This is a genomic window from Gemmatimonas sp. (assembly GCF_031426495.1).
In the GTDB taxonomy this organism is placed as follows: Bacteria; Gemmatimonadota; Gemmatimonadetes; order Gemmatimonadales; family Gemmatimonadaceae; genus Gemmatimonas.
Genome location: NZ_JANPLK010000037.1, coordinates 94,652 through 118,763, shown reverse-complemented (window position 1 = coordinate 118,763; position 24,112 = coordinate 94,652). Strand labels below are relative to the sequence as shown.

General features: G+C 64.6%; 18 protein-coding genes. 8 read left to right on the top strand and 10 right to left on the bottom strand.

Going from position 1 to position 24,112, the window contains the following annotated elements; genetic code table 11:
* Positions 1-14: 14 nt before the first annotated feature.
* The 5 genes from RMP10_RS09280 to RMP10_RS09260 form a co-directional block, all read right to left on the bottom strand.
* Positions 15-896, bottom strand: a complete 882-nt coding sequence (locus tag RMP10_RS09280; RefSeq protein WP_310570054.1) for a sulfite exporter TauE/SafE family protein — start codon at positions 894-896, stop codon at positions 15-17.
* A 33-nt stretch (positions 897-929) separates the two neighbouring features.
* Positions 930-1,649, bottom strand: a complete 720-nt coding sequence (locus RMP10_RS09275) for a YIP1 family protein (RefSeq protein ID WP_310570053.1) — start codon at positions 1,647-1,649, stop codon at positions 930-932.
* The gene (speA, locus tag RMP10_RS09270) at positions 1,646-3,604 is read right to left on the bottom strand and encodes a biosynthetic arginine decarboxylase (protein ID WP_310570052.1); all 1,959 of its coding nucleotides are present in this window, start codon (positions 3,602-3,604) and stop codon (positions 1,646-1,648) included. The genes RMP10_RS09275 and speA overlap by 4 nt, the downstream gene beginning before the upstream one ends.
* A 93-nt stretch (positions 3,605-3,697) precedes the next feature.
* Positions 3,698-4,489 carry a TIGR00266 family protein gene (locus tag RMP10_RS09265; protein WP_310570051.1) on the bottom strand — a complete coding sequence of 264 codons (792 nt, stop codon included), beginning with the start codon at positions 4,487-4,489 and terminating at the stop codon, positions 3,698-3,700.
* Positions 4,489-7,500, bottom strand: a complete 3,012-nt coding sequence (locus tag RMP10_RS09260; RefSeq protein WP_310570050.1) for a prolyl oligopeptidase family serine peptidase — start codon at positions 7,498-7,500, stop codon at positions 4,489-4,491. The genes RMP10_RS09265 and RMP10_RS09260 overlap by 1 nt, the downstream gene beginning before the upstream one ends.
* A 112-nt stretch (positions 7,501-7,612) precedes the next feature.
* Here RMP10_RS09260 and RMP10_RS09255 point away from each other — a divergent pair, with 112 nt between their 5' ends.
* From RMP10_RS09255 to RMP10_RS09235, 5 genes are read left to right on the top strand one after another with little or no spacing between them, the layout of a single operon-like run.
* Entirely contained in the window at positions 7,613-8,233 is a 621-nt protein-coding gene (locus RMP10_RS09255) for a DUF502 domain-containing protein (RefSeq protein WP_310570049.1), read from the top strand.
* Positions 8,233-9,570, top strand: a complete 1,338-nt coding sequence (locus tag RMP10_RS09250) for an amidohydrolase family protein (RefSeq protein ID WP_310570048.1) — start codon at positions 8,233-8,235, stop codon at positions 9,568-9,570. Before RMP10_RS09255 ends, RMP10_RS09250 begins: the two co-directional genes overlap by 1 nt.
* 57 nt (positions 9,571-9,627) lie before the next feature.
* On the top strand, positions 9,628-11,262 hold the full coding sequence (locus RMP10_RS09245; RefSeq protein WP_310570047.1) for a sodium-dependent transporter: 1,635 nt from the start codon (positions 9,628-9,630) through the stop codon (positions 11,260-11,262).
* Complete coding sequence (locus RMP10_RS09240; RefSeq protein WP_310570046.1) at positions 11,262-11,426, top strand: hypothetical protein; 165 nt, start codon at positions 11,262-11,264, stop codon at positions 11,424-11,426. The genes RMP10_RS09245 and RMP10_RS09240 overlap by 1 nt, the downstream gene beginning before the upstream one ends.
* Before the next feature lie 52 nt (positions 11,427-11,478).
* The gene (locus tag RMP10_RS09235; RefSeq protein WP_310570045.1) at positions 11,479-13,881 is read left to right on the top strand and encodes an FAD-dependent oxidoreductase; all 2,403 of its coding nucleotides are present in this window, start codon (positions 11,479-11,481) and stop codon (positions 13,879-13,881) included.
* Here RMP10_RS09235 and RMP10_RS09230 read toward each other — a convergent pair.
* The 4 genes from RMP10_RS09230 to deoC all read right to left on the bottom strand — a co-directional run bounded on the left by RMP10_RS09230 (position 13,853) and on the right by deoC (position 19,877).
* Positions 13,853-14,572, bottom strand: a complete 720-nt coding sequence (locus tag RMP10_RS09230; protein WP_310570044.1) for a hypothetical protein — start codon at positions 14,570-14,572, stop codon at positions 13,853-13,855. The genes RMP10_RS09235 and RMP10_RS09230 overlap by 29 nt on opposite strands.
* 72 nt (positions 14,573-14,644) lie before the next feature.
* Positions 14,645-16,399 carry a M3 family oligoendopeptidase gene (locus RMP10_RS09225; protein ID WP_310570043.1) on the bottom strand — a complete coding sequence of 585 codons (1,755 nt, stop codon included), beginning with the start codon at positions 16,397-16,399 and terminating at the stop codon, positions 14,645-14,647.
* An 80-nt stretch (positions 16,400-16,479) separates the two neighbouring features.
* Positions 16,480-18,918, bottom strand: coding sequence for an aldehyde dehydrogenase family protein (locus tag RMP10_RS09220; protein ID WP_310570042.1), 2,439 nt, complete (start codon positions 18,916-18,918; stop codon positions 16,480-16,482).
* 5 nt (positions 18,919-18,923) lie between these two features.
* The gene (gene deoC / locus RMP10_RS09215; protein WP_345785789.1) at positions 18,924-19,877 is read right to left on the bottom strand and encodes a deoxyribose-phosphate aldolase; all 954 of its coding nucleotides are present in this window, start codon (positions 19,875-19,877) and stop codon (positions 18,924-18,926) included.
* Between the two features lie 223 nt (positions 19,878-20,100).
* On the opposite strand from deoC, the gene RMP10_RS09210 reads away from it, so the two are divergent.
* From RMP10_RS09210 to RMP10_RS09200, 3 genes are all read left to right on the top strand, one after another.
* Positions 20,101-20,790 carry a hypothetical protein gene (locus RMP10_RS09210; RefSeq protein ID WP_309669991.1) on the top strand — a complete coding sequence of 230 codons (690 nt, stop codon included), beginning with the start codon at positions 20,101-20,103 and terminating at the stop codon, positions 20,788-20,790.
* A 63-nt stretch (positions 20,791-20,853) separates the two neighbouring features.
* The gene (locus RMP10_RS09205; RefSeq protein ID WP_310570040.1) at positions 20,854-21,861 is read left to right on the top strand and encodes an SDR family NAD(P)-dependent oxidoreductase; all 1,008 of its coding nucleotides are present in this window, start codon (positions 20,854-20,856) and stop codon (positions 21,859-21,861) included.
* Positions 21,848-23,278: an AarF/UbiB family protein gene (locus tag RMP10_RS09200; RefSeq protein WP_310570039.1), complete on the top strand. Its 1,431-nt coding sequence runs from the start codon at positions 21,848-21,850 to the stop codon at positions 23,276-23,278. The genes RMP10_RS09205 and RMP10_RS09200 overlap by 14 nt, the downstream gene beginning before the upstream one ends.
* Before the next feature lie 75 nt (positions 23,279-23,353).
* Here the strand turns inward: RMP10_RS09200 and RMP10_RS09195 are convergent, their stop codons facing one another.
* The gene (locus tag RMP10_RS09195; RefSeq protein ID WP_310570038.1) at positions 23,354-24,082 is read right to left on the bottom strand and encodes a PEP-CTERM sorting domain-containing protein; all 729 of its coding nucleotides are present in this window, start codon (positions 24,080-24,082) and stop codon (positions 23,354-23,356) included.
* Between the last annotated feature and the right edge of the window lie 30 nt (positions 24,083-24,112).

Below are 24,112 nucleotides of genomic sequence, written 5' to 3'. Positions count from 1 at the left end.
GCGGCAGATCGCGGTCAGGCCTCGGCCATTTCCGGTTGTGACGCGCGGCGCGCGCTCATGATGAGCGTGATTGCGGTGTAAGCGACGACCACGGCCACCAGCCATCGCATGGCGGTGAGCGGCAGCGACTTCACGATGTACGCTGCCACCAGCACCGCAGGTACGCCGCCGATGATGTTGCCGACGACGGCCCGCGCATCGACTTTGCCAAGACGGATGAATCGCGCGCTGGCGAACGGCATGAGGAACGCGCACGAACCCATCATGATCGGGAACGCGGCCGTTGGACTCATGCCAAGGGCGCTGACCAGCAGCAGACACGGACCGTAGAGACCGATGCCGATCGTCATGAGCACGCCGAGTACGAAGTTGCCGAACAGCGCAATACCGAGCTTCACGCCGGTGACGCCAATCGCTTCTCCACCGCCCGGAATCGCGCCGGCGGCCTGCGCAAAGGTGAGCGCGGCGGCGGCGGCGAGGCACAACCCCATGCCCAACTGAATGCGCTGGGTGGGCCACTTCGCCACGAGGCCAGCGCCAACCCACGAGCCGACGACGGCGGCGACGATCATCCCGACCAAGGTGACCGGCTCGACCTCGACCACTTGCGTGTAGATGAAGGCCTGCGCCAACGTCGACAGCGTGTGCCCTGCGTTGAGCGTTCCCGGAATCAACGCGTCCTTCACCCACTTGGTCGCGCGATAGATCGCCGTCGAGGTCGCGAACGATCCGATGCCGAGAGTATCGAGAAAATCGGTAAAGACACCGGTCACGATAAACCCGGCCGTCGGACGTACGGAGCCAAGTTTAGGCAGGCCTCGCACGAGGGTGACCACATGATAGATGGCCACGAGCGCGAGGCCCGCGAGCAGAACACTCTTGGCGTTTAGCAGCATTCGGGGGTGTTGTGGAGAGACGACAGGCGAACGCTAGGCCAGCAATGCGGGAATGACACTCATGGCCACGCCGAGCCCCCATGCGACGAGCGCACCGACGAAGCCGGCACTGCGTTCCACCCGGCCGACGACGCTGATCCCGATCGCGATGATGAGCAGCTGCCAGATGTTGAACACGTCGACGTTGGCAAGAAGCGCCATGAGCGCCGGTGACGTGCTGACTGGATCGACGAACCGCGCGGCGCCCAAGGCGGCATCCGAGAACGAGCGAATGGACTGTGGATCGGCTATGGCTCCCTGCGCTGCCGTGGCGATGAAGCCCAGCACCTTCGGAACTGATGCGAGCGTCGCGATCAACATCGCCTGTCCGAACGAGAACTTGGCCGACGCGATCTTTCCACCAATCCAGACCAGCAGGCCGGTCAGCACCGCGCCAATGGGGATCAGCAGAACGCCGGTCGCAATGAAGCCGTACCCAGAGAACTTCTGCGCGGCGGCCACCGCCTCGGGTGGCATTGGCGTTCCCTTCGCTGCCATCTGCCGCATCTGCAGATCGAAGTTCGCATCGACGTACGGCTGAATCAGTCCCTTGGTGGCCAGCACGATGACCAGCGTGATGGCCGTGAGCACGAGGATGTACATACCGACACCCTTTGCCCGCGAGCGATCGAACACCTTTCCCGGTGCCCACAACACTTCCAGCACGTCCTCGAACACACTGCCTTTGGATGCGTCAGCCGAAACTTCGTTCATCGTGCGGCCTCTCCTTCGAGATAGGTGTATCCCTCAAGCCCGGCGACGTAATCCGCGATAAAGGCATTGGCCTCCTCGCGCGTCAGGGATGATGCGGAGTTGACCTTACGACGGAACGTGGCGAGAAGTTGCGATGCACCGAACTGGACGTAATTGAGCACTTCGGTGACCGTATCGCCTTCCACCAAGTCAGTAATCTCGTAGGCGCCCTGATCGTTCAGGCGCACGTGCACGGCGTTCGTGTCGCCGAACAGGTTGTGCAGATCACCCAGAATCTCCTGATAGGCACCCGTGAGGAAGATGCCGAGGATGTAGTCCTCGCCGTCGCGGAACTCATGGAGCTCGAGGCTGGGACGACCCTTCTTGTCGCCCACAAAGCGGTCGATCTTTCCGTCGGAGTCGCACGTCACGTCCTGCAGCGTGCCACGCCGCACCGGCTCCTCGTCGAGCCGGTGAATCGGCATGATCGGGAAGAGCTGATCGATGGCCCAGCTGTCGGGCAACGACTGGAAGAGCGAGAAGTTACAGAAGTAGCGATCGACCAGCGCCGACTCGAGCTCGGGGAGGATATCCGCGTACGTGTCCTCGTCGGCCTTGGCGATGCGATAAATCGCGTTCATCGTGCCGAGCCAGAGCACTTCAGCCTTGGCCAGTCCGCGAAGACTCAGCACGCCGCTGTTGAAGTAGTTCCGGGCGCGATCCTTGTCGAATGATGCGTCGTGAAACACTTCGAGCACCTTACGGGGCTTCGCGCCGCGCTCGGTGAGGGTGCGCCAATCTTCGTACATTTCGTGCAACAACGAGTGTTCCTCGTCATCGAGCACGGGGATCGGCTGCTCGGCCTGCGACTCGACGTCGATCACCTTCACCAGCAGGAGCGCGTGGTGCGCCGTCAGCGCACGGCCTGACTCGCTGATGATATGCGGCATCGGCAGTTCGGCATCGCGGCAGGCCTCGGCGATCGTATAGATCACGTCGTTGGCATACTCCTGAAGCGAGTAGTTGACGCTCGCATTGTTGGTGGAGTTGGTGCCGTCGTAGTCGATGCCGAGTCCGCCGCCCACGTCGACATGCGTAATGTCCACGCCGATGGCGCGCAATTCGAGATAGAAGCGCGCAACCTCCTGCAGCCCCGATTTGATGAAACGGATGTCGGTGATCTGACTGCCGAGATGGAAGTGAATCAGCTTCAACATGCCGAGCTTGCCGAGCCCCTGCAGCTTGTCGATCAGCTTGATGAGCTCCGCCGAACTGAGCCCGAACTTGCTCTTTTCGCCACCGCTCTGCGCCCAGCGTCCGGCGCCCTCGCTGGCCAGCTTGATGCGCACGCCGCAGGTGGGCGTGACGCCGAGTTCTTCGGCCACTTCCAGCAACACATCGAGTTCACTGACCTGCTCGAGCACGATGAACACCTTGTGTCCGAGCTTCTGTCCCATGAGGGCCAGCCGCATGAACTCGTGATCCTTGTAGCCGTTGCAGACGATGAGATGCTCGGTGCTCTCCGAAAGGCCAAGCACGGCTTGCAGTTCGGGCTTAGAGCCGCATTCGAGGCCGACGCCGTGCGTCTTGCCGAACTTGACGATCTCCTCGACCACGTGCCGCTGCTGATTCACCTTGATCGGATACACGGTGGTGTAGCCACCGGAGTACTCGAACTCCTTCATGGCCGCGTCGAATCGCTCGCTGAGCGTTTCGATGCGCGATTTGAGGATATCGGAGAAGCGCAGCAACACCGGGAGGGCGATACCCTGGCCTTCGAGATCATGCGCGAGGTCGCGCAGATCGGCGGTGAGATCCGGCCGGTCCGGATTCGGACGGACGATGACCCGTCCGCGCTCGTTGATGTCGAAGTAGCCGGCGCCCCAGCCCTCTACATTGTAGAGAGCGCGCGCCGATTCGATGGACCAGGCAGCCGGAGTCGGCGCCTCGGTGGTGGGCTGATTGCGAGTGGCCATAAGGGTGCAAAGCTAGAGGGTTCGAGGCGGCGGAGGGAGCCGCCGCCTGGAATTCCCTCGTCGCCGGCCAAGCGACGACCCCGTGGGAGCGGCCTAGTTGTCGCCGTCGAGGAGGCCACCAAGGCCGCCAAGAATGGAGCCCTCGCCGACGCGCTTGCCGCCGGCCCTCGGTGCCGCCGCGATGATCCGATCGGCCAGTCGCGAGAATGGCAGCGTCTGCAGGATGACACGGCCCGGTCCGGTGAGCTGCACGAAGAATAATCCTTCGCCCCCGAACAGTGCCGTCTTGATGCCGGGCACGCGCTGGATGTCGTAGTCCACCGTGGGCTGGAACGCCACCAGGCAGCCAGTATCTACGCGCAGCTTCTCGCCAGGTGCGAGATCGATCGCGTGCAGCGTCCCCGACGCGTGCAGGAAGGCGAGTCCGTCGCCCTGCAGCTTCTGGAGGATGAAGCCTTCTCCGCCGAAGAAGCCCGCACCGATCTTGCGCGTGAACGCGACGGAGATGTCGATCCCGCGCGCGGCGCAGAGGAAGCTGTCCTTCTGGGCGAGCACCGTGCCGCCCCAGTCGCGCAGGTTCAGCGGGACGATCTTGCCCGGAAACGGTGCCGCAAACGCCACGTCGGCACGTCGCGCTCCGTCGTTGCCGAACAGCGTGACGAAGAACGAATCCCCGGAGAGCACGCGCTTGCCGGCACCAACCAGCTTGTCGAACAGCCCGCCACCCTTGCTGTTGGGATCCAGGGTGGTCGCCATCGTGATGCCCTCGCGCATGAACATCATCCCGCCCGCCTCGGCGAAGACTGCTTCGCCGGGGTCGAGCGTAATGATGACCGCCTGCAGGTCGTCGCCGATGATCTGGTAGTCGATTTCGTCAGCCGCCATCACTTCCCTCCGTTGGGGCGAACCGGCGCCGCGCCGCCCGCCGTCGTGTTGGACATCTTCACCTGATCGCGTCCCTTTTCGAGGAACGGCACTCCGCGCACCATCCACGACGGGGCATCGGCCCCCTGAAGTTTCACCGCGAAGAATTCGATCATCTTCTTGTCGATATCCTTCTGGTTGGCTCGCTTGGTCGGATTGTGCTCATCCCCGTTGTACACGACCATATACGCTTCCTTCTGCAGGCGACGCATGGCGACGTAGAACTCGATGCCTTGGTACCACGGCACGGAGCCATCATTGTCGTTGGCCATGAACAGCACCGGCGTGGTCACGCGATCGAGCTTGAACAACGGCGAGTTTTCTACGAAGCGCTCCGGATACTGCCAGAGCGACCCGCCAATGCGGCTCTGCGTGTGCTCGTACTGGAACGCGCGGGCGAGCCCCGACTGCCAACGGATGCCACCGTACGCGCTCGTCATGTTCACCACCGTCGCATTGGGCACGGCAGCCGCAAACATGTTGGTGACGGTGATGAGATAGGCCGACTGGTAGCCGCCCCACGACTGTCCTGTGATGCCGACACGCTTCGGATCAACGAAGCCCTTGGCGATCAGCGCCTGCACGCCGGGAATGATCGACTTGGCGGCACTCGGTCCCGGCTGTCCATCCGTGTAGATGATGTCGGGCTGGAATACGATGTAGCCGAGGCTGTTGTAGACGAGCGGATTGACCGTGTTGCGTCCCGACGGCGCAACGTAGTTGTGCAAGCCGTCGGTGAGCTTCTCGTAGAAGTACACGATCATCGGATACTGCTTGGTCGGATCGAAGTTTTCGGGCTTGTGCAGCAGACCGCGCAGCGGAATGCCATCGCCGTTCAACCATGACACCAGTTCCACCGTGCCGCGCGGATACTGCGAGTCTTGCGGATTGGCATTCGAGATCTTCGCGGTACTGGCGATGGTCGTTCCGGTATAGAGATCCGGAAACTCGCGATACGTACTCTGGGTAAGGAGATACTGCTCCGCGTTCCTCGCCTTTTGCAAGCCATTCAGGTTGCGATCGGCCATCACGATCTTCTCAGGCTTCGCATCGGCGCCCATCCGATCACGCCAGAAGCCAGAAGCCTTCGTGAGCGTATCGACCGCGCGCAACAAAAGCGGCGTGTTCGCATCGAGGAACGGATCGTCGCGATCGAGGTCGACGACACGGAACGTGACGCCGGCACGACGCCCTTCGCCGTCGGTGAGATTCTTCGGAGCGACCACGCCAGCGGGATCGACTTCCCAGATGTCGAAGCGGTCGTAGACCAGCACGCGCTTGTCGGCCGTGCTCCAGCCACCGAGTCCGTACGGCGGTGGCACGTCGGGCGAATCGAACTCTTCGTCCTGAAACTTGACCGGCAGCTTGTCGGTCAGGATGGTCCGCTTGCCAGTGGCCACGGCGTACGACACCCACTGTCCCTTCTCGAACCACGTGACGTAGTTGCCACTCGGCGACAGCTGCGCGTTGCCGTCGAGTCCCTTGGCGATGAGCGTGCGCGCGCCGGTGATCGGATCGATGAGATACGCGTCGCTTGCGCCCTCACCCCAGAACTGCGGAATCGCGTACTCCACCGAGTTGACACCGAGCACGCGACGCCCGTCGTTGCTCACGGTCACGCGCAGGCTGTCGTTGGCGAGCTGAGTCCACTTGCCGGTCGCGATGGTGTACAGGGCGGTGTACGTGCGGTTGCGATCGCGATTCGCCGTGACCTTCTGCTGCGGCTGGATCTGCGCGACCTTCCAGTGCCACAGATCGTAGCCGGCCTTGTCGACGAGTGAATCGGCAGGGATGGAGTCCATCGGCACGTTGCCGAGGGAAAAGATCACGCCGTTGCCTTCACGCGTGAAACTCACCGCGCCTCGCTCGGCAATGAGCAGGCCGGCGGGAGCTTCCGACGCGGCGACGATCTTGCGCGCGGCGACCGGCTTGCCCTTCACCGGCACGAGCGAGGCATGGTATACCGCCATCTTCGGCTTCGGCGTGGAATCACCGACGTCGGAGATCAGTGTGACTTGCGTGCCCTTCCGGTCGAACGTCATCCCGCGATACGTGGCCTGTCCGGTAAGGAGCGGCGTGACCGCGCCCGACGGCAGCGCGCGCACGAAGGCCCCGTTCCCGGTACCGTCGCGCGTGGTCACGGTGTACCCGAGCCACTTCTCATCGTCATCGAACGTGAAGGCCGTCACGCCTTCGATGCGTTGCTCCGTGCCACCGGACAGATCGCGCAGCACCAGCGTAACGCCGTTCTCACGACGCGACCCGGCCGAAGCGACGGGAGCGGCTGGCGCCGCACCGGCCGCGTTGCGAGGGGCGGCGGCGGTGTCTTCCAGCAGGTAGGCGAGAAACCGTCCACCATTGCGCGCGAGGCGGTAGGAGCGCACGCCGGCCACGCGCGTGACGGTGCCGTCAGCGAGGTTCATGATGCCGAGGCCGTTTCGTGGCGCGGGCGTGCCACGACGCATCCTCGCGCGTTCCACGTCGGCCCGCGACGCGTACGTCGTGAAGGCGACGAACTTGCCGTCGGCGCTGAACTGCGCGGGCTGCGCCGAGAACTGTGCCGCCGAGTCGGCGGCGGGCTGCAGCTGCGGCCGACCGGTGAAGCCACGTGGCGCGCGATACTCCGTGGCGACGGCGGTGGCACGCACGACCAGTTCGCCCTCGCCGACGACGGGGCTGAGCGTGTACGCCGCCCATTTGCCGTCGTTCGAGAGCGACGACCCGGAAATGGTGCGCCATTCATCGTACGTGTCTTGCGTGATCGGCTTCTTGCCGGTCGGGAGGGGCGGCGGCGACCAGCGCGACACGCTGGTATACGGGTTGGCGGGTCCCGGCGCCTGCCCCGAGGTCGCCGACTGGGCGTCAAGCACCGACGCGCCAGCGAGGCCGGCGACAACGGCGGTGGCGAAGGCGGCACGCGTGGTGCGGCTCGGCGTACCGCGGGACGAATGAATCACTGGCGATCGCATCATCTGGAGGGCGAGACGTGAGACGGGCTGGTTGTTCGGGCCACGGAGCCCCAACTTGGGCCAGCACATGTTGGGGAAAGCTTAACGGCGCGGCTTCGACCGCGTGAGGAACTCGATGAGACGGTTGCTCGGCTATTTCGTACGCGGACTCGTGCTGCTGGCCCCACTGGTCGTAACCGTGTGGGTCTGCTGGCTGGTTTTCACGAATGTGGACGGCTGGCTCGGCAGCGTACCGTACAGAGGCGAGGAAATCCGGAAACGACTGCCGGGCGTGGGCTTCGTGCTAACGCTGCTGCTGATCACCGTGGTCGGCTTCCTCGGATCCAACCTCCTTACGCGATCGGCCGTGAACGTGCTGGAGGGTCTCATGGGGCGCCTACCGTTCGTGCGCCTGCTCTACGGCTCAACGAAGGATTTGTTGAACGCCTTTGTGGGCGAGAAGCGCCGCTTCGACAAGCCGGTCTCGTTGGACCTCGCGCCGGATGGCGGTGTGCGGTTAGTGGGCTTCGTGACGCAGGAGTCGCTGGCACACCTTGGCATGTCGCAGTACGTGGCGGTGTACTGCCCGCACTCGTACAACTTCTCCGGCCAGTTGCATCTCGTGTTGGCAACCCGCGTGCGGGCGCTCGATGTGGCGAGCGCCGATGCGATGGCCTTCGTAGTGTCCGGCGGTGTGTCCGGACTCGTCCCTGCCGCTCTCTCCACTGGCGAAAACGCCACTGTCCGGACCTCCTGATGCGTCACCGAAATCGTGCAACGCGGGCAGCGCTGGCGCTCGCGTCGACCCTGATCGGCCTCACGTGGTCCGCCCACCCGGCGAGCGCACAACCAGCGAGCGCACCACCCACAGCACCGGCCCCGTCGGCCAAACCGATCCTTCTCGTCCCCGATGCGGTATTCGATGGCACGAGCGACGCGCCGCAACGCGGCTGGGTCGTCCTCGTGAGAGGGGCACGAATTGCGGCTGTTGGTCCAGCAGCCAGCGTCGCGGTACCCGGCGACGCCGAGCGTATTGCGTTGCCGGGCACGACCCTCATGCCGGGAATGAGCGACCTGCACAGTCACGTGCTGCTGCATCCGTACGATGAAACGCCGTGGAACGATCAGGTGCTGCGTGAGTCGCTCGCCTTGCGCACAGCGCGCGCGGTCAATCACCTCAAGGCGACACTCGACGCGGGCTTCACCGTGCTCCGGGATCTGGGAACCGAAGGCGCCGAGTATGCCGACGTGGGCCTCAAGGAGGCAGTCGATCAGGGGATCATTCCCGGGCCGCGCCTTTTCGTGACGACGAAGGCAATCGTGGCGACCGGTTCGTACGGTCCCAAGGGATTTGGCGTCGAGATCGGTGTGCCGCAGGGCGCGGAAGAAGCGGACGGTATCGACGGCGTGACGCGGGTCGTGCGTGATCAGATCGGGCACGGTGCGGACTGGATCAAGATCTACGCCGACTATCGGTGGGGCCCACGCGGCGAGGCACGTCCCACGTTCACCACGGAAGAGTTGGCCGCGATCGTGCGGACCTCGATGTCGAGTGGCCGACCCGTCGTGGCGCACGCGAGCACGGTGGAGGGCATGACCCGCGCGATCATGGCCGGGGTGGAAGACATCGAGCATGGCGACATGGCGACGCCCGAGGTGTTCGCGCTCATGAAGCAGCACAACGTCGCGTTCTGTCCCACCCTCTCGGCGACGGAAAGCACCACGCGCTATCGCGGATGGAAGAAGGGTGTCGACCCGGACCCCGCCGGGATCGTGCAGAAGAAGGCGATGTTCAAAGCGGCGTTGGCGTCGGGCGTGACGATCTGCAACGGCAGCGATGTCGGCGTCTTCACGCACGGCACTAATGCGCTCGAGATCGAGCTCATGGTGGAATACGGTATGACGCGGGTAGCGGCGCTCAAGGCGGCGACCAGCGTCAACGCTCGCATCATGCATCGTGAGAATGAGTTTGGCCGAGTGGCGCCGGGGCTGCTGGCTGATCTGGTTGCGGTGTCCGGTGACCCCAGCCAGAACATCCGCGCGCTCCGCGCCGTAGAACTCGTCATGAAGAACGGAGTGGTCGTACGTCGCTAGTGGTCGGCCGAACTGTCGTCCCGCTGTCCAATTCCTTTTTCCTCAATCGGAGCACGCTTGTCCTCGTCCAACTCCGGCTCAAACGAAGCTTGGGGTAGTCGAATCGGTCTCATTCTCGCCATGGCGGGAAATGCGGTCGGTCTCGGCAACTTCCTGCGCTTTCCGCGTCAGGCTGCCGCCAACGGTGGTGGTTCGTACATGATCGCGTACTTCATCGCGCTCTTGCTGCTTGGCATCCCGCTCATGTGGATCGAGTGGGGCGTCGGACGCAATGGCGGACGATACCGCAAGGGGCATCTGCCCGGCATGTTCGCTGCGCTGTGGAAGCATCCGGCGGCGAAGTACGTGGGCGTGGTGGGTATGGTCGTGCCGCTCGGCGTCATGATCTACTACACGTACATCGAAAGCTGGACGCTGGCCTTCGCCGTGTTTTCCGCGACGAAGGACTACTGGGGGATCACCACGCAGGAAGGCATGATCGGCTATCTGCGGTCGTTCCAGGGGCTCACCCCGGCGGGTGGCACGGCGTACCACACGGCGTATACGCCGTATGCGTTCTTCGCCTTCACGATGCTGATCAACATCTACGTGCTCTCCAAGGGTATCTCGGGCGGGATCGAGAAGCTGGCCAAGATCGGCATGCCGGTGTTGTTCCTGTTCGCGATCGTGTTGGCGGGGGTGGTGTTGACGTTGCCGGCGCAGCCGGGAGTCGGTGCGACGCCGGCGCAGGGTCTCGAGTTCATCTACGCGCCGGATTTTTCGCGCCTCGGTTCGCCGGGCATCTGGCTAGCTGCCGCCGGGCAGATCTTCTTCACGCTGTCGGTCGGCATGGGTTCGTTGCAAGCGTACGCGTCGTATCTCTCCACGAAAGACGATATCGCGCTGAACGGAATTGCGACCGCTGCCACGAACGAAACCGCAGAAGTCGTGCTTGGCGGGTCGATCGCGATTCCGGCGGCCGTGACGTTCTTCGGCGTGGCCGGCGCGATGCAGATTGCGCAAGGTGGTTCGTTCGACCTCGGCTTCGCCACGATGCCCGTGGTGTTCCAGCAGATCGACAAGACCCTGCCGATCGGCAATCTACTGGGCGTGATGTGGTTCGGCCTGCTGTTCTTCGCCGGCATCACGTCATCGGTATCCATGCTGACGCCGATCACGGCGTTCTTCCGCGAAGAGTTCGGCTGGAAGCGTGAGACGGTGGCGTGGTCGTTCGGCGCGATTTGCTTCGCGCTGGGCCTGATGCATGTCGCCTGGCTCGGCCACGGCTTCCTTGACGAGTGGGACTATTGGGTCGGCACGTTCGGTTTGGTGCTGGTGGCCATCACGGAGGTCATCATCTTCGTGTGGATCTTCAAGCCCGAGAATGCGTGGAAGTCGATCCACATGGGTGCCGACATCCAGATTCCGAAGATCTTCAAGTTCATCATGACGTACGTGACGCCGCTGTATTTGCTCATCATTCTCACGTGGTGGGGTAAAGACGAAGCATTGCCGATCCTGCTGAATCAGCGTTCGGCGGGCAGCGCGACGCCAGTGTCGGATGTCGACATGCCGTACATCACGATCTCCCGTGGTATTCTGGTGCTCTTCGTCATCGTGTTCCTGTTCTTCATCCGCACGGCGTGGAAGCGGAACAAGTACGATGATCGTAAGGGCTTTGTGGAGATCGACACCAACCGTGCGGAGGCCTGATGTCTGTTGGAGCCATTGCCTTTATGGCGGTCAGCTGGACGTTCGTGCTGGGCCTCACGGCTTGGTCCTTCGCCAAACTGCTGACCGACCAGAAGCACTTCGATCCGGACGGCATCGGGCCCGAATCCCCACCGGAGCCGCCGCACGCGAAAAAGACGGTTTAGGCCGCCGCTGGTCTATGTTGGCACGAGATCGGGTCGGAGCGCGTTGTTCAGCGTGCTCCGACCCGATTCTTTCCCCGACCATCTCGCCGAGCGGATCACCGACCACTCGGCTTCCGCGGCCTGCGTATCCGGCGGCCGCTTCGTGATCTACTGGATGCGCACCGCCGTGCGCGCGCACGAAAACCCGGCGCTCGATGTCGCGCTGACGGCCGGTCAACGACTCGGCCTGCCGGTGTTCGTGTACCACGCGCTCTCGGAGAAATATCCCTATGCGTCGGACCGGCACCACACCTTCATTCTCGAAGGTGCGCGCGACGTCGAGGCCGAGTGCGTAGCGCGCGGTATCGGCTACGCCTTTCACCTGGAGCGTCCCGGACAGCGGGGACCGGCGCTCCGCACGTTGGCTGCCCGCGCTGCGCTGGTTGTGACGGAGACCATGCCAGTGGCACCGCTCGATTGGCTGACCGATTCGTTGGCCGAGGCCGCGACCTGTCCCGTGTGGAGCGTGGATACCGCCTGCGTGGTACCGATGCCGCTGGTGGGCACGGCGCATACACGCGCGTTCGCTTTTCGCGACGCGACCGCAGCTGTGCGTGCTGCACGGGTCTCCGCTGATTGGACCGATGTAGCCCCTCACACGCCCGCGTTTGTGCCGGATGACCTGCCGTATGAACCGCTGCGATTGGCCGACGCCGATATTGCGGCGATGGTCGCACGCTGCGAGATCGACCACGGCGTGGCACCGGTGCCGCACACGCGTGGTGGCACCGTGGCGGGCTACGCGCGCTGGCGTGCGTTTGTGACCGCGGGTCGGCTCGACCGCTACGCAGCGAAGCGGAACGACCCGAGCATCGACGGCGTGAGCCGCATGTCGGCGTACTTCCACTACGGCATGGTGTCCACGTTCCGCATCGTGCGGGAGTGTACCGAACGCGGCGGTGACGGCGCGGTCAAGTATCTCGATGAGCTGTTGGTGTGGCGTGAGCTCGCTTACGCGTTCTGCTATTGGCACGATGCCCCCGACACGCTCGACGCCATTCCCGTGTGGGCACGGGAGACATTGGCGCGACACGAGTCGGACACCCGCACACGGCACACGTGGGAGACGCTCGCGCGCAGCGGCACCGGCGACGAGCTGTGGGACACGGCACAGCAATCGCTACGCGTTCACGGCGAGTTGCACAACAACGTACGCATGACGTGGGGCAAGGCGATTCCGATGTGGTCGACGAATGCGTCGGAGTCGTTGGAACGCCTGATCGATCTGAACCACCGGTACGCGCTGGATGGACGCGACCCTGCCAGTTACGGCGGACTGCTCTGGTGTCTGGGCCAGTTCGACCGGCCGTTCACGCCGGAAGTCGGCGTGCTCGGCACCGTACGACCTCGGCGATCGGACGAACACCGGCAGCGCATGAACTTTCCGGCGTATCGCGCGCACGTGAGCCGGTCGGCCGGCCTATCACCACGCGTGACCGTGATCGGCGCGGGAATCTCCGGGCTCTCGTGCGCGCGCACGCTGCATGATCACGGCATCGCGGTGACTGTCCTGGACAAGAGTCGCGGTGTGGGCGGGCGGATCAGTACGCGCCGCGAAGGCCAGTGGATGTTCGACCATGGCGCGCCGTCCCTCCGACTCGATGACGCTCGTCTGGCGCGCTACGCCGAATCGTGGATCCAGGATGGTGTCCTGCAGCCGATGCACGAGGGTGAGTACGTAGGCGCGCGTGGCATGAACACATTGCCGAAGCACCTGGCGCGCGACCTCACGGTGAAGACCGGGGTGCACGTGGCGTCGATCGCCCGTGCGGGCGCTGGATGGGCGATTACAGACCGCGAAGGGGCTGCACACGACTGTGACATCGTTCTCCTGGCCACGCCCGCGCCACAGGCCGCTGTGCTGATGAGCACGATCGAGCAGCCAGTGGCGTTTGCACAGTCGCTGGCTGGAGTCAGCATGCTCCCCTGCTGGAGCAGCATGATTGTGTTTGACGCTCCACCGCCGGCGCTGGTCAGCGAGTCACTCGTGGGTGGAGAGCTACGCACCGACCTCCCGATGTTGCATCGGGCCTGGCGGCAGTCCTCGCGCAGGGGTCGCTCCACGGACGAGGCCTGGGTGGTGCACAGTGAAGGCGGCTGGAGCGCCGATCACATCGAGTCGGAGCCGGCCGACATCGCATCGTGGGTGTCCGACGCGCTGCGCACGCAGCTTCAGATCGCGGGCGACATCACCTACGCCGTCTCCCATCGGTGGCGCTATGCCCGGGTGCAGACGGGTCTTGACGACGCGTGTGTGTTCGACGAGTCGCGAGGGATCGGCGCCTGCGGCGACTGGGGCGCCGCTGGCGCCACGCGACGCTCTCACCCTTCGGTAGAGCGCGCGTGGCTGAGCGGAATTGCGCTGGCGGGGCGTGTACTCGGCCGCGCTACTTCGCGATCCCGTCCGGTGCCTTGAACAGCGACGGATCCGGGGGCGTGAAGGACACTTCGGTGGTGGTGAGAATCACGTCGCCCTGCGGCGTGACCTGCACGACTTTGGTGGCAATCTGCTTGCCTTCGAACGCCTTGTAGTCGCGGAACATCGACTTCTGCTCACCCATGGGCGTCTTCGTGACGGCACCGCGACGCAGACCGGTCGCCACCTCGAAGTATTCGCTGCGCTCTTCGCCCAACTTCGAGGTGATGGAGAGCTTGTAGCACTCCACACCGTCGAACATTTCCTTGGCGTCGACCGACGCTTTGGCGAATCGGCTGACATCGAGAAACGCCGCGCCCACCTGCATGGACTCGCCGAGGGACCGCTCCTGCTCGGCGGGCATGCGCTGCGCCTGCGCCATCGGCTGCACGGCCCAGCCGACGGTGCCGTCGAAGCCCTGATCGACCTTGGCCATGCCGAGGTCGATGATCATGCGCATTTTGTTCGGCGCGCCGCTGTGCCGCTCGTAGCTGCCGGAGATGCCCGCGAACGTGATGTCGGCCGTACCCTTGTCGCTGCGGCCTTGCACCTTCGACCACGCCTCCCGACCACCGACCGCCGTCGCGAATTTATCGAACACCTGCTGAACAGTGGGCAGCTGCGCGTGGGCACGCGCAGAGACTGCGCTGAGGACCAGTGCTGCCACGCCGACGTGTCGTGCGAATCGCATTGAAGCTCCGAGAGAAAGGGTCATGTCCGGGATACGATCGCGGGAGGCAAAAGTTTCGTGCAACCAGCCGGATCAGACGGGCACCACCCCACGAAACGGCGCATCGGCACCAGCGCGTAACGCCGCAATGCGCTCTTCAGCGAAGGCCACGAGTTCCGCCATCGTTTCCGCATCGAACACGAGTTTTACGCCGGCCGCAGCGTAGAGTTCGGGCAGCGGTCGGGTGCCGCCGAGCTTGAGGAAACGCTTGTATGCCGCGACGGCATCACCGGCGTCGGCCACAGCGTTGCGGAACACCTGTAGCGCGCCGAGTTGGGCCAGCCCGTATTCTATGTAGTAGAACGGCAGCTCGAAGATATGGAGCTGACGATACCAACGGCCTACTCGCTCACGTTCGAGTCCCGTCCAGTCGACGCCCGACTCGAATTCCTTGCGAAGTTCGAGCCACTTCGCATCACGCGCATCGCGGTCGGCGCCGGCGGGATCAGTGTAGATCCATGCCTGGAACGCATCGACGCTCGCGATGTGCACGAGGCTTCCCAGCACGTCCTCGAGATGCTCGAGCCATGCGACACGCGCCTCATCGGGCGTGTAATAGCCATCGGGCGCGACGAAGTACGGCATGGCCAGCAACTCCATGCTCATCGACGCCAGCTCGGCTGCCTCGTGGCCCGTCCGCCGCTGCCACGTAAATGGCAGCGAATGCGTGGCAAAGTCATGGAAGCAATGTCCCGCTTCGTGCACGAGCGTCTGGACGTCGTCGGGCACGCCAACGGCATTCATGAAGATGAACGGGCGACCACGAAACGACAGATCGGTGCAGTAACCACCCGGAGCCTTACCGGGCCGGCTCTCGAGATCAAGCAGCTTCTCATCGGCCATGATCCGGAACTGCCCACCCAACTCGGGATCGACGCGCTGGAAGATGTTCGACGCGCGATCGATAAACGTCTCCACATCAGCGAACGGCTTGAGCGGCTCGTCGGCGTTCAGGTCGACCGTGACATCCCACGGGCGGAGGACCGCGACGCCGAGTGACTCGCGGCGATGCTCCATCAGACGCGCCACGGCCGGTGTGACCGTCTGCTTCACCGCGTCGTGGAAGCGCGCGGTGTCTTCCGGCGTGTAGTCAAAGCGATGCTTGGCGGCGAAGCAGTAGCGCTGGTAGTCGGCGAAACCGGCTTCCTTGGCGACTGCGTCGCGCAGCACATACATGCTGTCGAACAGATCGGCGAATTCGTCGCGCTTCACCATGTACGCCTCGGCGCCTAGGCGGAACGCGCGTTCGCGCTCCGCGCGGTCAGCCGACTTCAGGTACGGCTGCAGCTGCGGAATCGTTTTCGGTGTGCCGTCCCAATCGACGCTCAGACCACCCGTGATCTTCTGGTAGCCAGCCGACAACTCCTCGATCTGCGAGAACCGCGCGACGTTGGCCTCGCGGAAAATCTCGATGTCGGTGCGGAAGCGTCGAATCGTGGTTTCCAAGTCGTCGCGCGACCAACCGAGATCGAGCAGCCGCTTGGCAAGGCGAACGCCCTGCTCTTCCAGCTTCGGGAAGATCTCCATGGAGAAACGCAGATACGCGGTTTCCGCCGCGGTATCGGCGGTGTTGCCGGTGTATGCAATCATGGCGAGCGTGCCGGCCTCGCCAACCAGCGTATCGAGGCGCGACCAGGTGCTCAACCACGATTCGACAACGGACGTTGTCGCTTCGAGGTGGATCGTGGCCAGGTGCTCGTAATACGGCAGGATGTCGTCCCACGCAGCGTCGCGGAACGCCTCCGGAGAGGCCGGGAGTTCGATCATGATGTTGGAGTTGGGTCGCATGAACTGCACACTACGTCATGGCGTCGCCACGGCGTCAGCGGAGCGCGTTGAAGTGCGCGCTCCGGCGTGACGACGCGGTGTTATTCGCCGTACGGAATCCAGATATTCTTGACCTGCACGGCACGCCGCAGGAACTCACGGCCTTCGCCCACCCGCGGATCCAGCCATTCGCGACCGTCCCATTCGGTCCAGGTGCGCTTCAAGTTGGCGGCAGACGCCTTCTCGACGGCGGTGGCTCCGGCTCGTGATCCAACGTACCACACGGCCTCGACATCGTCATGCTCCGCCAGCACTTTGGCAAGCGCATCGCGTGGACCCGTCACGATATTGACCACCCCGGATGGCACATCCGACGTTTCGAGCACGCTATAAAAATCAGTCGCCGAGAGCGGGTATCGTTCGGACGGCACCGCGACCACGCGATTACCAGCGGCGAGCAGCGGGGCGATCAGGGACACGAGACCGAGCAACGGATACGGGTCGGGGCACGCCACACCAACAACGCCGATGGGTTCGTGCATTGCCAACGCCACGCCACGCAATGGCACGTCGTGCACCGCGCCATCGTGCTTGTCAGCCCAGGCCCCATACGTGAACAGCCGGGAGATCGAGGCCTCGACTTCGCGCATCGCATCGACAGCGGAAGCGCCCGTCATGGCGGACAGCCGTGCAGCGAATTCCAATTCGCGCGCCGACAGGTTTTCGGCGATGTAAAACAGAATCTGCGACCGCTGGTGGCCGGTGAGCTTGGACCATCCAGCACCGGCGTGCGCCGCTTCGACGGCATTACGCAGATCCTTACGGTTGCCGTCGCCCACCTCGCCCACCACGCGACCGTTGGCGCCCAGAATGCGTCGCGAGTAGCCGGAGTCGCTCCGTGCCTGCTTGCCGCCGATGAACATTTTCGGCGTCCGATCCATCGCGGGCAGTGCCGATGCTGTCAGCGCCGCGTCAGCGACGTCGTCACTCTCGGCGAGCACCACCGGCGCGGCGCTGTCATCGACCGGCGACGGCGCAGGCTCATGCGAGCGTATCGGCTTCAGATACTCGCCGAGTCCCTCGCGTCCACCTTCGCGACCGAAGCCAGACTCGCGATACCCGCCAAAGCCGGCCGCGGCGTCGAACAGATTGGTGCTGTTAATCCACACCACGCCACACTTGAGCTTCGGTGCGATGTCGAGCGCGAGATTGATATTCTCACTCCACACGCTGGCGGCGAGACCGAACGGCGTGTTGTTCGCCAGCGCGACGGCTTCTTCCGGCGTTCGGAACGTCATGCTGACCAGCACCGGGCCGAAGATCTCGACCTGCGCGATGGTCGCCGACGGCGCGACGTTCGTAAACAGCGTGGGCGGATGGAAGGAGCCCTCGGCGGGCGTAGCCCAAGAGGGCTGCCAGCAGGTGGCGCCCTCTTCGACGCCTTGCGCGCAGAGTTGCTTGATGCGCTCGAGCTGCACGGGGGCGACGATCGCGCCCATATCGATGGCTTTGTCGAGCGGCGCGCCGATCCGGAGCCGTTCCATACGATCGCGTAGCTTTGCGATAAGCTGGTCGGCGACCCCTTCCTGCACGAGCAGGCGCGACCCGGCACAGCAGACCTGTCCCTGATTGAACCAGATCGCGTCCACCACGCCTTCGACCACACTATCGAGGTCGGCGTCTTCGAATACGACGAAGGGGCTTTTGCCACCCAGTTCGAGCGAAAGGCCCTTGCCCGATCCGGCGGTCGCGACGCGGATCGCGCGACCGACGTCGGTGCTGCCGGTGAATGCGATCTTGTCGACGTCGGGATGATCGACCATCGCCGCACCGGTACGGCCGTCACCGGTGACCAGATTGAAGACGCCCGGCGGCAAGCCGATTTCCTGCATCAGTTCCGCAAAGCGCAACGCGGTGAGCGGCGTGAACTCGGCGGGTTTGAGGACCACCGTGTTTCCGGCGGCGAGCGCCGGCGCGACTTTCCATGCGAGCATCAGCAGCGGAAAATTCCAGGGGATCACCTGTCCGACGACGCCGTACGCGTGCTGGCCGGGGAATTCGGCCGAGAGCAGCTGCGCCCAGCCGGCGTGATATGAGAAGTGCCGCGCAACCAGCGGGATGTCGATGTCCCGGGTCTCGCGAATCGGCTTCCCGTTGTCGATCGACTCGAGCACGGCGAAATGTCGCGCATGCTTCTGAATACCGCGGGCAATGGCGTAGATCCAACGGGCGCGAGCGTGGTCGTCGAGCGCCTGCCATCCCGGCAACGCCGCACGCGCGGCCGCCACGGCGGCATCGACATCCCGCGCACTCCCTTGCGCGACGTGGGCGAGGAGGGCGCCCGACGACGGATCGTGCACCTCAAACGACTCGTCGGCGGCCGCATCGGTGAAAACGCCGCCGATGTAGTGGCCGAAGCGGTTCTGGTGGCCGGCCAGCCAGGCGCGCACGATGGCATCGCCTTCCGGCGCCGGACCATAGCTCATGGCGTCGAAGATTTCGCGGACCGTGCCGCCCGTGGGTGTCGTTGTGGTAGCCATGCGGATCACACCATGGGTTGGCGATAGGCCGCGGCGTAGCGACCCGTTACGAAATGTTCGAGCTGGCGTTCGACGTCGGTGAGCAGACCGCTCGCCCCGAAGCGGAAGAGATGCGGACGGAGCCAACGATCACCGAGTTCCTCTTTCATGAGGATCAGCCAGTCCAACGCCTGCTTCGCTGTACGGATACCGCCGGCGGGCTTGAACCCTACCTCGAATCCCGTTCGTGAGCCGAAGTCGCGGATCATGCGCGTCATCACCAGTCCCACGGGCAGCGTCGCGTTGCTGGATTCCTTCCCGGTGCTGGTCTTGATGAAATCGGATCCAGCCATCATGGCCACCTGACTCGCGCGGGCCACGTTTGTAAGCGTGGCGAGTTCACCGACCCCGAGAATCGTTTTCAGGTGGGCCTCACCACAGGCGTCGCGAAAGGCACGCACTTCGTCGTACAGCGCGTGCCAGTTGCCGGTAAGCACGTGGGCCCGCGTGATGACGATATCGATTTCCGTAGCGCCAGCGGCCACCGAGGCGTGGATCTCGGCAAGACGCTGTTCGAACGGAGAGAGGCCGGCGGGGAAGCCCGTGGAGACGGCGGCCACGGGGACGCCCGAACCCTTCAGGGCCTCGACGGCGGTCGCGACGTACTGGTGGTACACGCACACCGCGCCGACGGTGAGCCCAAGGTCGCGCACGCCGAGCGCGTCGACGAGATCGCGACGCAACGGATGGCGCGCCTTGGCGCAAAGTCGCTGCACGTTGCCGGGCGTGTCGTCACCAGCGAGCGTGGTAAGATCCATGCAGGTGATGGCGCGCAACAGCCAGGCGGCCTGCCACTCCTTCTTCACCGTGCGTCGCCCACCTAGGGAGGCGACGCGGCGTTCGACGGCGCTGCGATTGACCTTGGTCGCCCGCACCAGCGCAAGGTCGAGGGCCGTGCCGGGATTACGCGCCGGCGGAATATCTGGACCCAGTCCGGTGGGCCAGCGGACCCCGTCCGGCGACTCGGAGTCGGTCGACCGAAGCGGTCGCGGAGCGTGCAAAGGAGTTACGGTCATGGGATCACCAATGTAGGTGACGGAGGGATCCGGCGCTCGATTGCGCCTTCGGAAAAGTCATGCTCAACTCGGCGGGACGACCGGCCGATACTGGTAGCCGGAGAGGAGTACCCCGACCGACGAGACCATGCGTTCCGCCCGACCCACACATCTGCTTGCCGCGCTGCTTACGGCCGTCCCGACGCTTCTGGCGTTCCCCGGTTGCACCAAGACCGTGGAGGCACCGGCGGCGGCGCAGCTGACGATCGTGCAGGGACACCTGCAGACGGCTGCTGCGGGGACCCTGCTTCCCACACCCGTGGTGCTCCGGGTGATCGGTACCGATGGCGCCCCCATCGCCAAGATCCCCGTGAGCTTCAACGTGCTCGCGGGCGGCGGCTCGGTCGATCCGGGCACGGTGGTCAGTGACGCCAACGGTGAAGTGAAGGCACGCTGGACGCTCGGCCCCGGCGCGCAGGTTCAGACCATGACCGGTACCGCTCCCGGCCTGGACCCGGTGACGCTGAGCGCCAACGGGATCTTGCCGAGTGATCTCGTGATCGCTCAGGGCAATAACCAGACCGGGAAGGCAAGTGCGGCGCTGACCGTCCAGATCGTGCTGCGGGTCACGGGGGGATTCAACGTTCCGATTCCCGGACAGACCGTCGGCTTGGCGATCACGAGTGGTGGTGGCAGCATCTCCCCCCAGTCGGCGGTGACCAACGCGCTCGGTGAAGTCACAGTGCGGTGGACGCTTGGCCCGCAGGCCGGCCAGCAAACCGCGACGGCGACGGCAGGCACGCTCGGTCCCATCGCCATCGCGGCGATCGCGAACTGATCGAGCGACGGTCCTCCAAGGCACCGGTTCTCGCGGGATCCCACGTCGTCGATTCGCCAGTTCGTGCGAACCGACGACGTTCTTGCATCGTTGAACGGGTACGACGCGCACGCGCGCGGCATTACCCTCCAGCTACTCATGACGAACCCGCCGACTTCAAGCGCCTTCGCAGGCAAGACCGTGCTCGTGACCGGCGCCAGTGATGGCATCGGCAAAGCCGCGGTGCGCCGGTATGTCGCTGGTGGCGCCACGGTGGTCATGATCGGGCGCAACGAAGCGAAGACCGCGGCGGCGGCGCAGGCGATCATGAGCGAGGTCGGCCATCCGTCTGGCCGCCGAGCGGTCACATGGGAGATCGCCGACCTGTCGCGGCAGGAGGCGGTTCACGATCTGGCCGACCGCTTGCTGGCGAGCCTGCCCCGCATCGACGTCCTGGCCAACAACGCCGGCGCGATGTTTCTCGATCGCGAGGTCACGCCAGACGGCTTCGAGCGCACGTTCGCGCTGAATCATCTGAGCTATTTCACGCTGACGCTGCGCCTGCTGGCGCCTTTGGTCGCGGCAGCGCGACCGGGTGCGCCGGCGCGCGTGCTAAGCGTATCCAGCCGCGCGCACGAGAATGCGAGTCCGGTTCTCGATGATCTGCAGTTGGAGCGCCACTTCGGCGGGTGGAAGCAATACGCCAACTCGAAGCTCTACAACATTTGGTTCACGCGCGCCCTCGCGCGTCGTCTCGATCCATCGCGCGTGGTGACGCACGCGCTGCATCCCGGCGTGGTCAGTACGCGGTTTGCCACGAACAACGGGCGAATGGGGCGCCTGCTCCGGCGCGTCATGGATGTGGTATCCGTGACGCCGACTCAAGGGGCCGACACGCTGGTGTGGCTGTCCTCGGCGCCCGAGGCGATCGAGAGGTCGGGCGAGTACTGGGTGAGGCGCCGCCGCGTGAGCCCGTCACGCACCGCTCGTGACGACGCCCGCGCTGAACAGCTATGGACGACGACGTCGCGTCTGACTGGGCTCGATGCCGACCAACTCATCCTCGATGCGATGACTGATGCCGTGGCGTGACCTGCCGCGGCTGATCGTCATTCTCTGGCGATTGGTGCCGCTCGTCGTGTCGTTTCTACGCGACCGTCGCCGCTGGATTCGCGGGGGAGAGCCGATGACGCGCACGCCGGCGTTTCACGAACGCCGCGCCCGCCGCATGGTACATGAGATCGCGGTGCTCGGTCCGGCGTTCGTCAAACTCGCGCAGATTTTTGCGACTCGAGCCGACCTCGTGCCGGAGCCGTATCTCGCCGCTCTCGGCACATTGACCGACCGCGTGCCGCCGGTACCGTGGACGCAGATCCGTGCGGCGCTGCAGCACGCATGGCATGCCGATCCGGACAGCATCGTCGACCATCTCGACCCGGAACCGCTGGCGGCCGGTTCGCTGGGACAGGTGCACCGCGCGCGCTTTCAAGGACGCGATGTCGTGGTGAAGGTGCTCCGCCCGAATGTGGAAGCGGTCGTGGTGCGCGACGTCCGCTTGGCGCGGGCAATCGTGAACGCCGTCTACGCACGTTTCCCACACCACCATGTGCTCGGCTTTCGCGTGGTGCTCGACGAGTTCGACCTGCACGTGCGCGAAGAGATGGACTTCGAACGCGAAGCGATGCAATGCATGCGCATGCGCGAGCGCTTTTCGGATGAGCCACGGCTCCGTATTCCCCGGGTGGAGACGGCGCTCACCAGACGCGACGTGCTGGTGCTCGAGTTCATGGAGGGCACACGCATCGATGCGCTCGACGCGCAGATCGCGCGCGGGCTCGTGACACCGAAAGCCCTCGTCGAGACGCTCATCGAGAGCTACGCGCGGATGATGCTGCGCGACGGCGTCTTTCATGCCGATCCGCATCCCGGCAACCTGCTGGTCGACGCGCAGGGGCGCATCGTGCTGCTCGACTTCGGCATGGTCATCGACGTGGGTGTGCCGGTGCGCAAGGCGCTGTTCGACACGATCATCGCTGCCATTCGCCGCGATCCCGACGCCACCACCGACGGCTTCTTCGCCCTCGGGATGGTCGCGCCGGGCACCGAGCGCGAAACGATGCGCGAGTTGGTTCGCGTACTCCTCGACATCGCCTATCAGGACGGCGCGATGGAAGATCGCGCCCGCGCCATCGCCGATCGCGTCATGCGCGAACTGTTCAACTGGCCGATCGTGCTGCCCGGCGAACTGGTGTACTTCGCACGCACGGCGGCGCTGATCGAAGGTGTCGGCGCGCGTTACGACCGCAACTTCAACAGTATCAAGGTGGCGTCGCCGGTGGTGTTGAAGCTGCGCCGCGAATTGTTGGCCGTTCTGCTCGGTGACGACGGTACGCGCGAACCCATCATCACCTTCGCGGCAACGCTCGGCGCACTGGCCGGCGGTGCGAGTGCGGTCATCGGACGGGCCTGGCGCCGTCTCCAACGCGACAATCCCCCGTCGGTGCGATGACCAGACGGGGGATGCGCAATGTCTATCGTGACGTGGCCTCGTGGGACGGCCAGCGCATACTGCGGGCAGCTCTCTTCAGCTGCGCTTGCGACGGCGCGAAGCGACACCCAAGGCCAGCAAGCCGGCGCCCATGAGCGCGTAGGTTGAAGGCTCCGGAACCACGGAGGTCGTGGACGGCGACGCCGTCGTGTAGGTGAGGTATTCCTGGCTCGACGCCTCGCCGTCCACGTTGTCATCCGAGAGCACGAACCAGTTCCGCGTCAGCGTGATGGTCGTTGGAAGCGTGAGCGTGTAGAAATCGCCGGTGCCGTCGAACGTGCCGCCGAACATGTTCCAGATGGTGCCCTGGATGTTCTCGGCGTTGAAGAGCCCTGCACCGGAAATCGCCGCCGTCGCATCGTAGTGCTCGATGAGCCAGGCGGCCTTCATGTAGTCGGCTTGACTGTTCCGACGGGTCTTCGAGAAATCGCCGTTCCCGACGATGCCGCCGCTGTTGGTCGTGAAGGCCGTCGAGAAGTAGCTGTCGGCGCTGGAGTTCGCCCAGTTACGGAAGTCGACACACCAGATGATTGCGTTGTCGAGCGGCGTCACCCCGCCCACGCCGAACTGCGCATTGAATCCCGTGAGCGCGCCCCGGTACGGCGACACGGCGTAGCCGCCGACGGTGCCGTTACTCGACAGGTCGCCATTGAAATCAACGGTGCCGAGCACCGGAGCCTGCGCGGCGAGCGATGCCGGCACAGCCAGCGACGCAGCAAACAGGAATGTGGCCATCAGCGGAGCGGTACGACGTCGGATAGTCATTGGGCCTTGCGAAAGAGGACTCGAAGTTGG

Coding starts and splice junctions, on each gene's coding strand:
- RMP10_RS09280 (WP_310570054.1), bottom strand. CDS start 896: ATGCTGCTAAACGCCAAGAGTGTTCTGCTCGCGGGCCTCGCGCTCGTG.
- RMP10_RS09275 (WP_310570053.1), bottom strand. CDS start 1,649: ATGAACGAAGTTTCGGCTGACGCATCCAAAGGCAGTGTGTTCGAGGAC.
- speA (WP_310570052.1), bottom strand. CDS start 3,604: ATGGCCACTCGCAATCAGCCCACCACCGAGGCGCCGACTCCGGCTGCC.
- RMP10_RS09265 (WP_310570051.1), bottom strand. CDS start 4,489: ATGGCGGCTGACGAAATCGACTACCAGATCATCGGCGACGACCTGCAG.
- RMP10_RS09260 (WP_310570050.1), bottom strand. CDS start 7,500: ATGATGCGATCGCCAGTGATTCATTCGTCCCGCGGTACGCCGAGCCGC.
- RMP10_RS09255 (WP_310570049.1), top strand. CDS start 7,613: ATGAGACGGTTGCTCGGCTATTTCGTACGCGGACTCGTGCTGCTGGCC.
- RMP10_RS09250 (WP_310570048.1), top strand. CDS start 8,233: ATGCGTCACCGAAATCGTGCAACGCGGGCAGCGCTGGCGCTCGCGTCG.
- RMP10_RS09240 (WP_310570046.1), top strand. CDS start 11,262: ATGTCTGTTGGAGCCATTGCCTTTATGGCGGTCAGCTGGACGTTCGTG.
- RMP10_RS09230 (WP_310570044.1), bottom strand. CDS start 14,572: ATGCGATTCGCACGACACGTCGGCGTGGCAGCACTGGTCCTCAGCGCA.
- RMP10_RS09225 (WP_310570043.1), bottom strand. CDS start 16,399: ATGCGACCCAACTCCAACATCATGATCGAACTCCCGGCCTCTCCGGAG.
- RMP10_RS09220 (WP_310570042.1), bottom strand. CDS start 18,918: ATGGCTACCACAACGACACCCACGGGCGGCACGGTCCGCGAAATCTTC.
- RMP10_RS09210 (WP_309669991.1), top strand. CDS start 20,101: ATGCGTTCCGCCCGACCCACACATCTGCTTGCCGCGCTGCTTACGGCC.
- RMP10_RS09200 (WP_310570039.1), top strand. CDS start 21,848: ATGCCGTGGCGTGACCTGCCGCGGCTGATCGTCATTCTCTGGCGATTG.
- RMP10_RS09195 (WP_310570038.1), bottom strand. CDS start 24,082: ATGACTATCCGACGTCGTACCGCTCCGCTGATGGCCACATTCCTGTTT.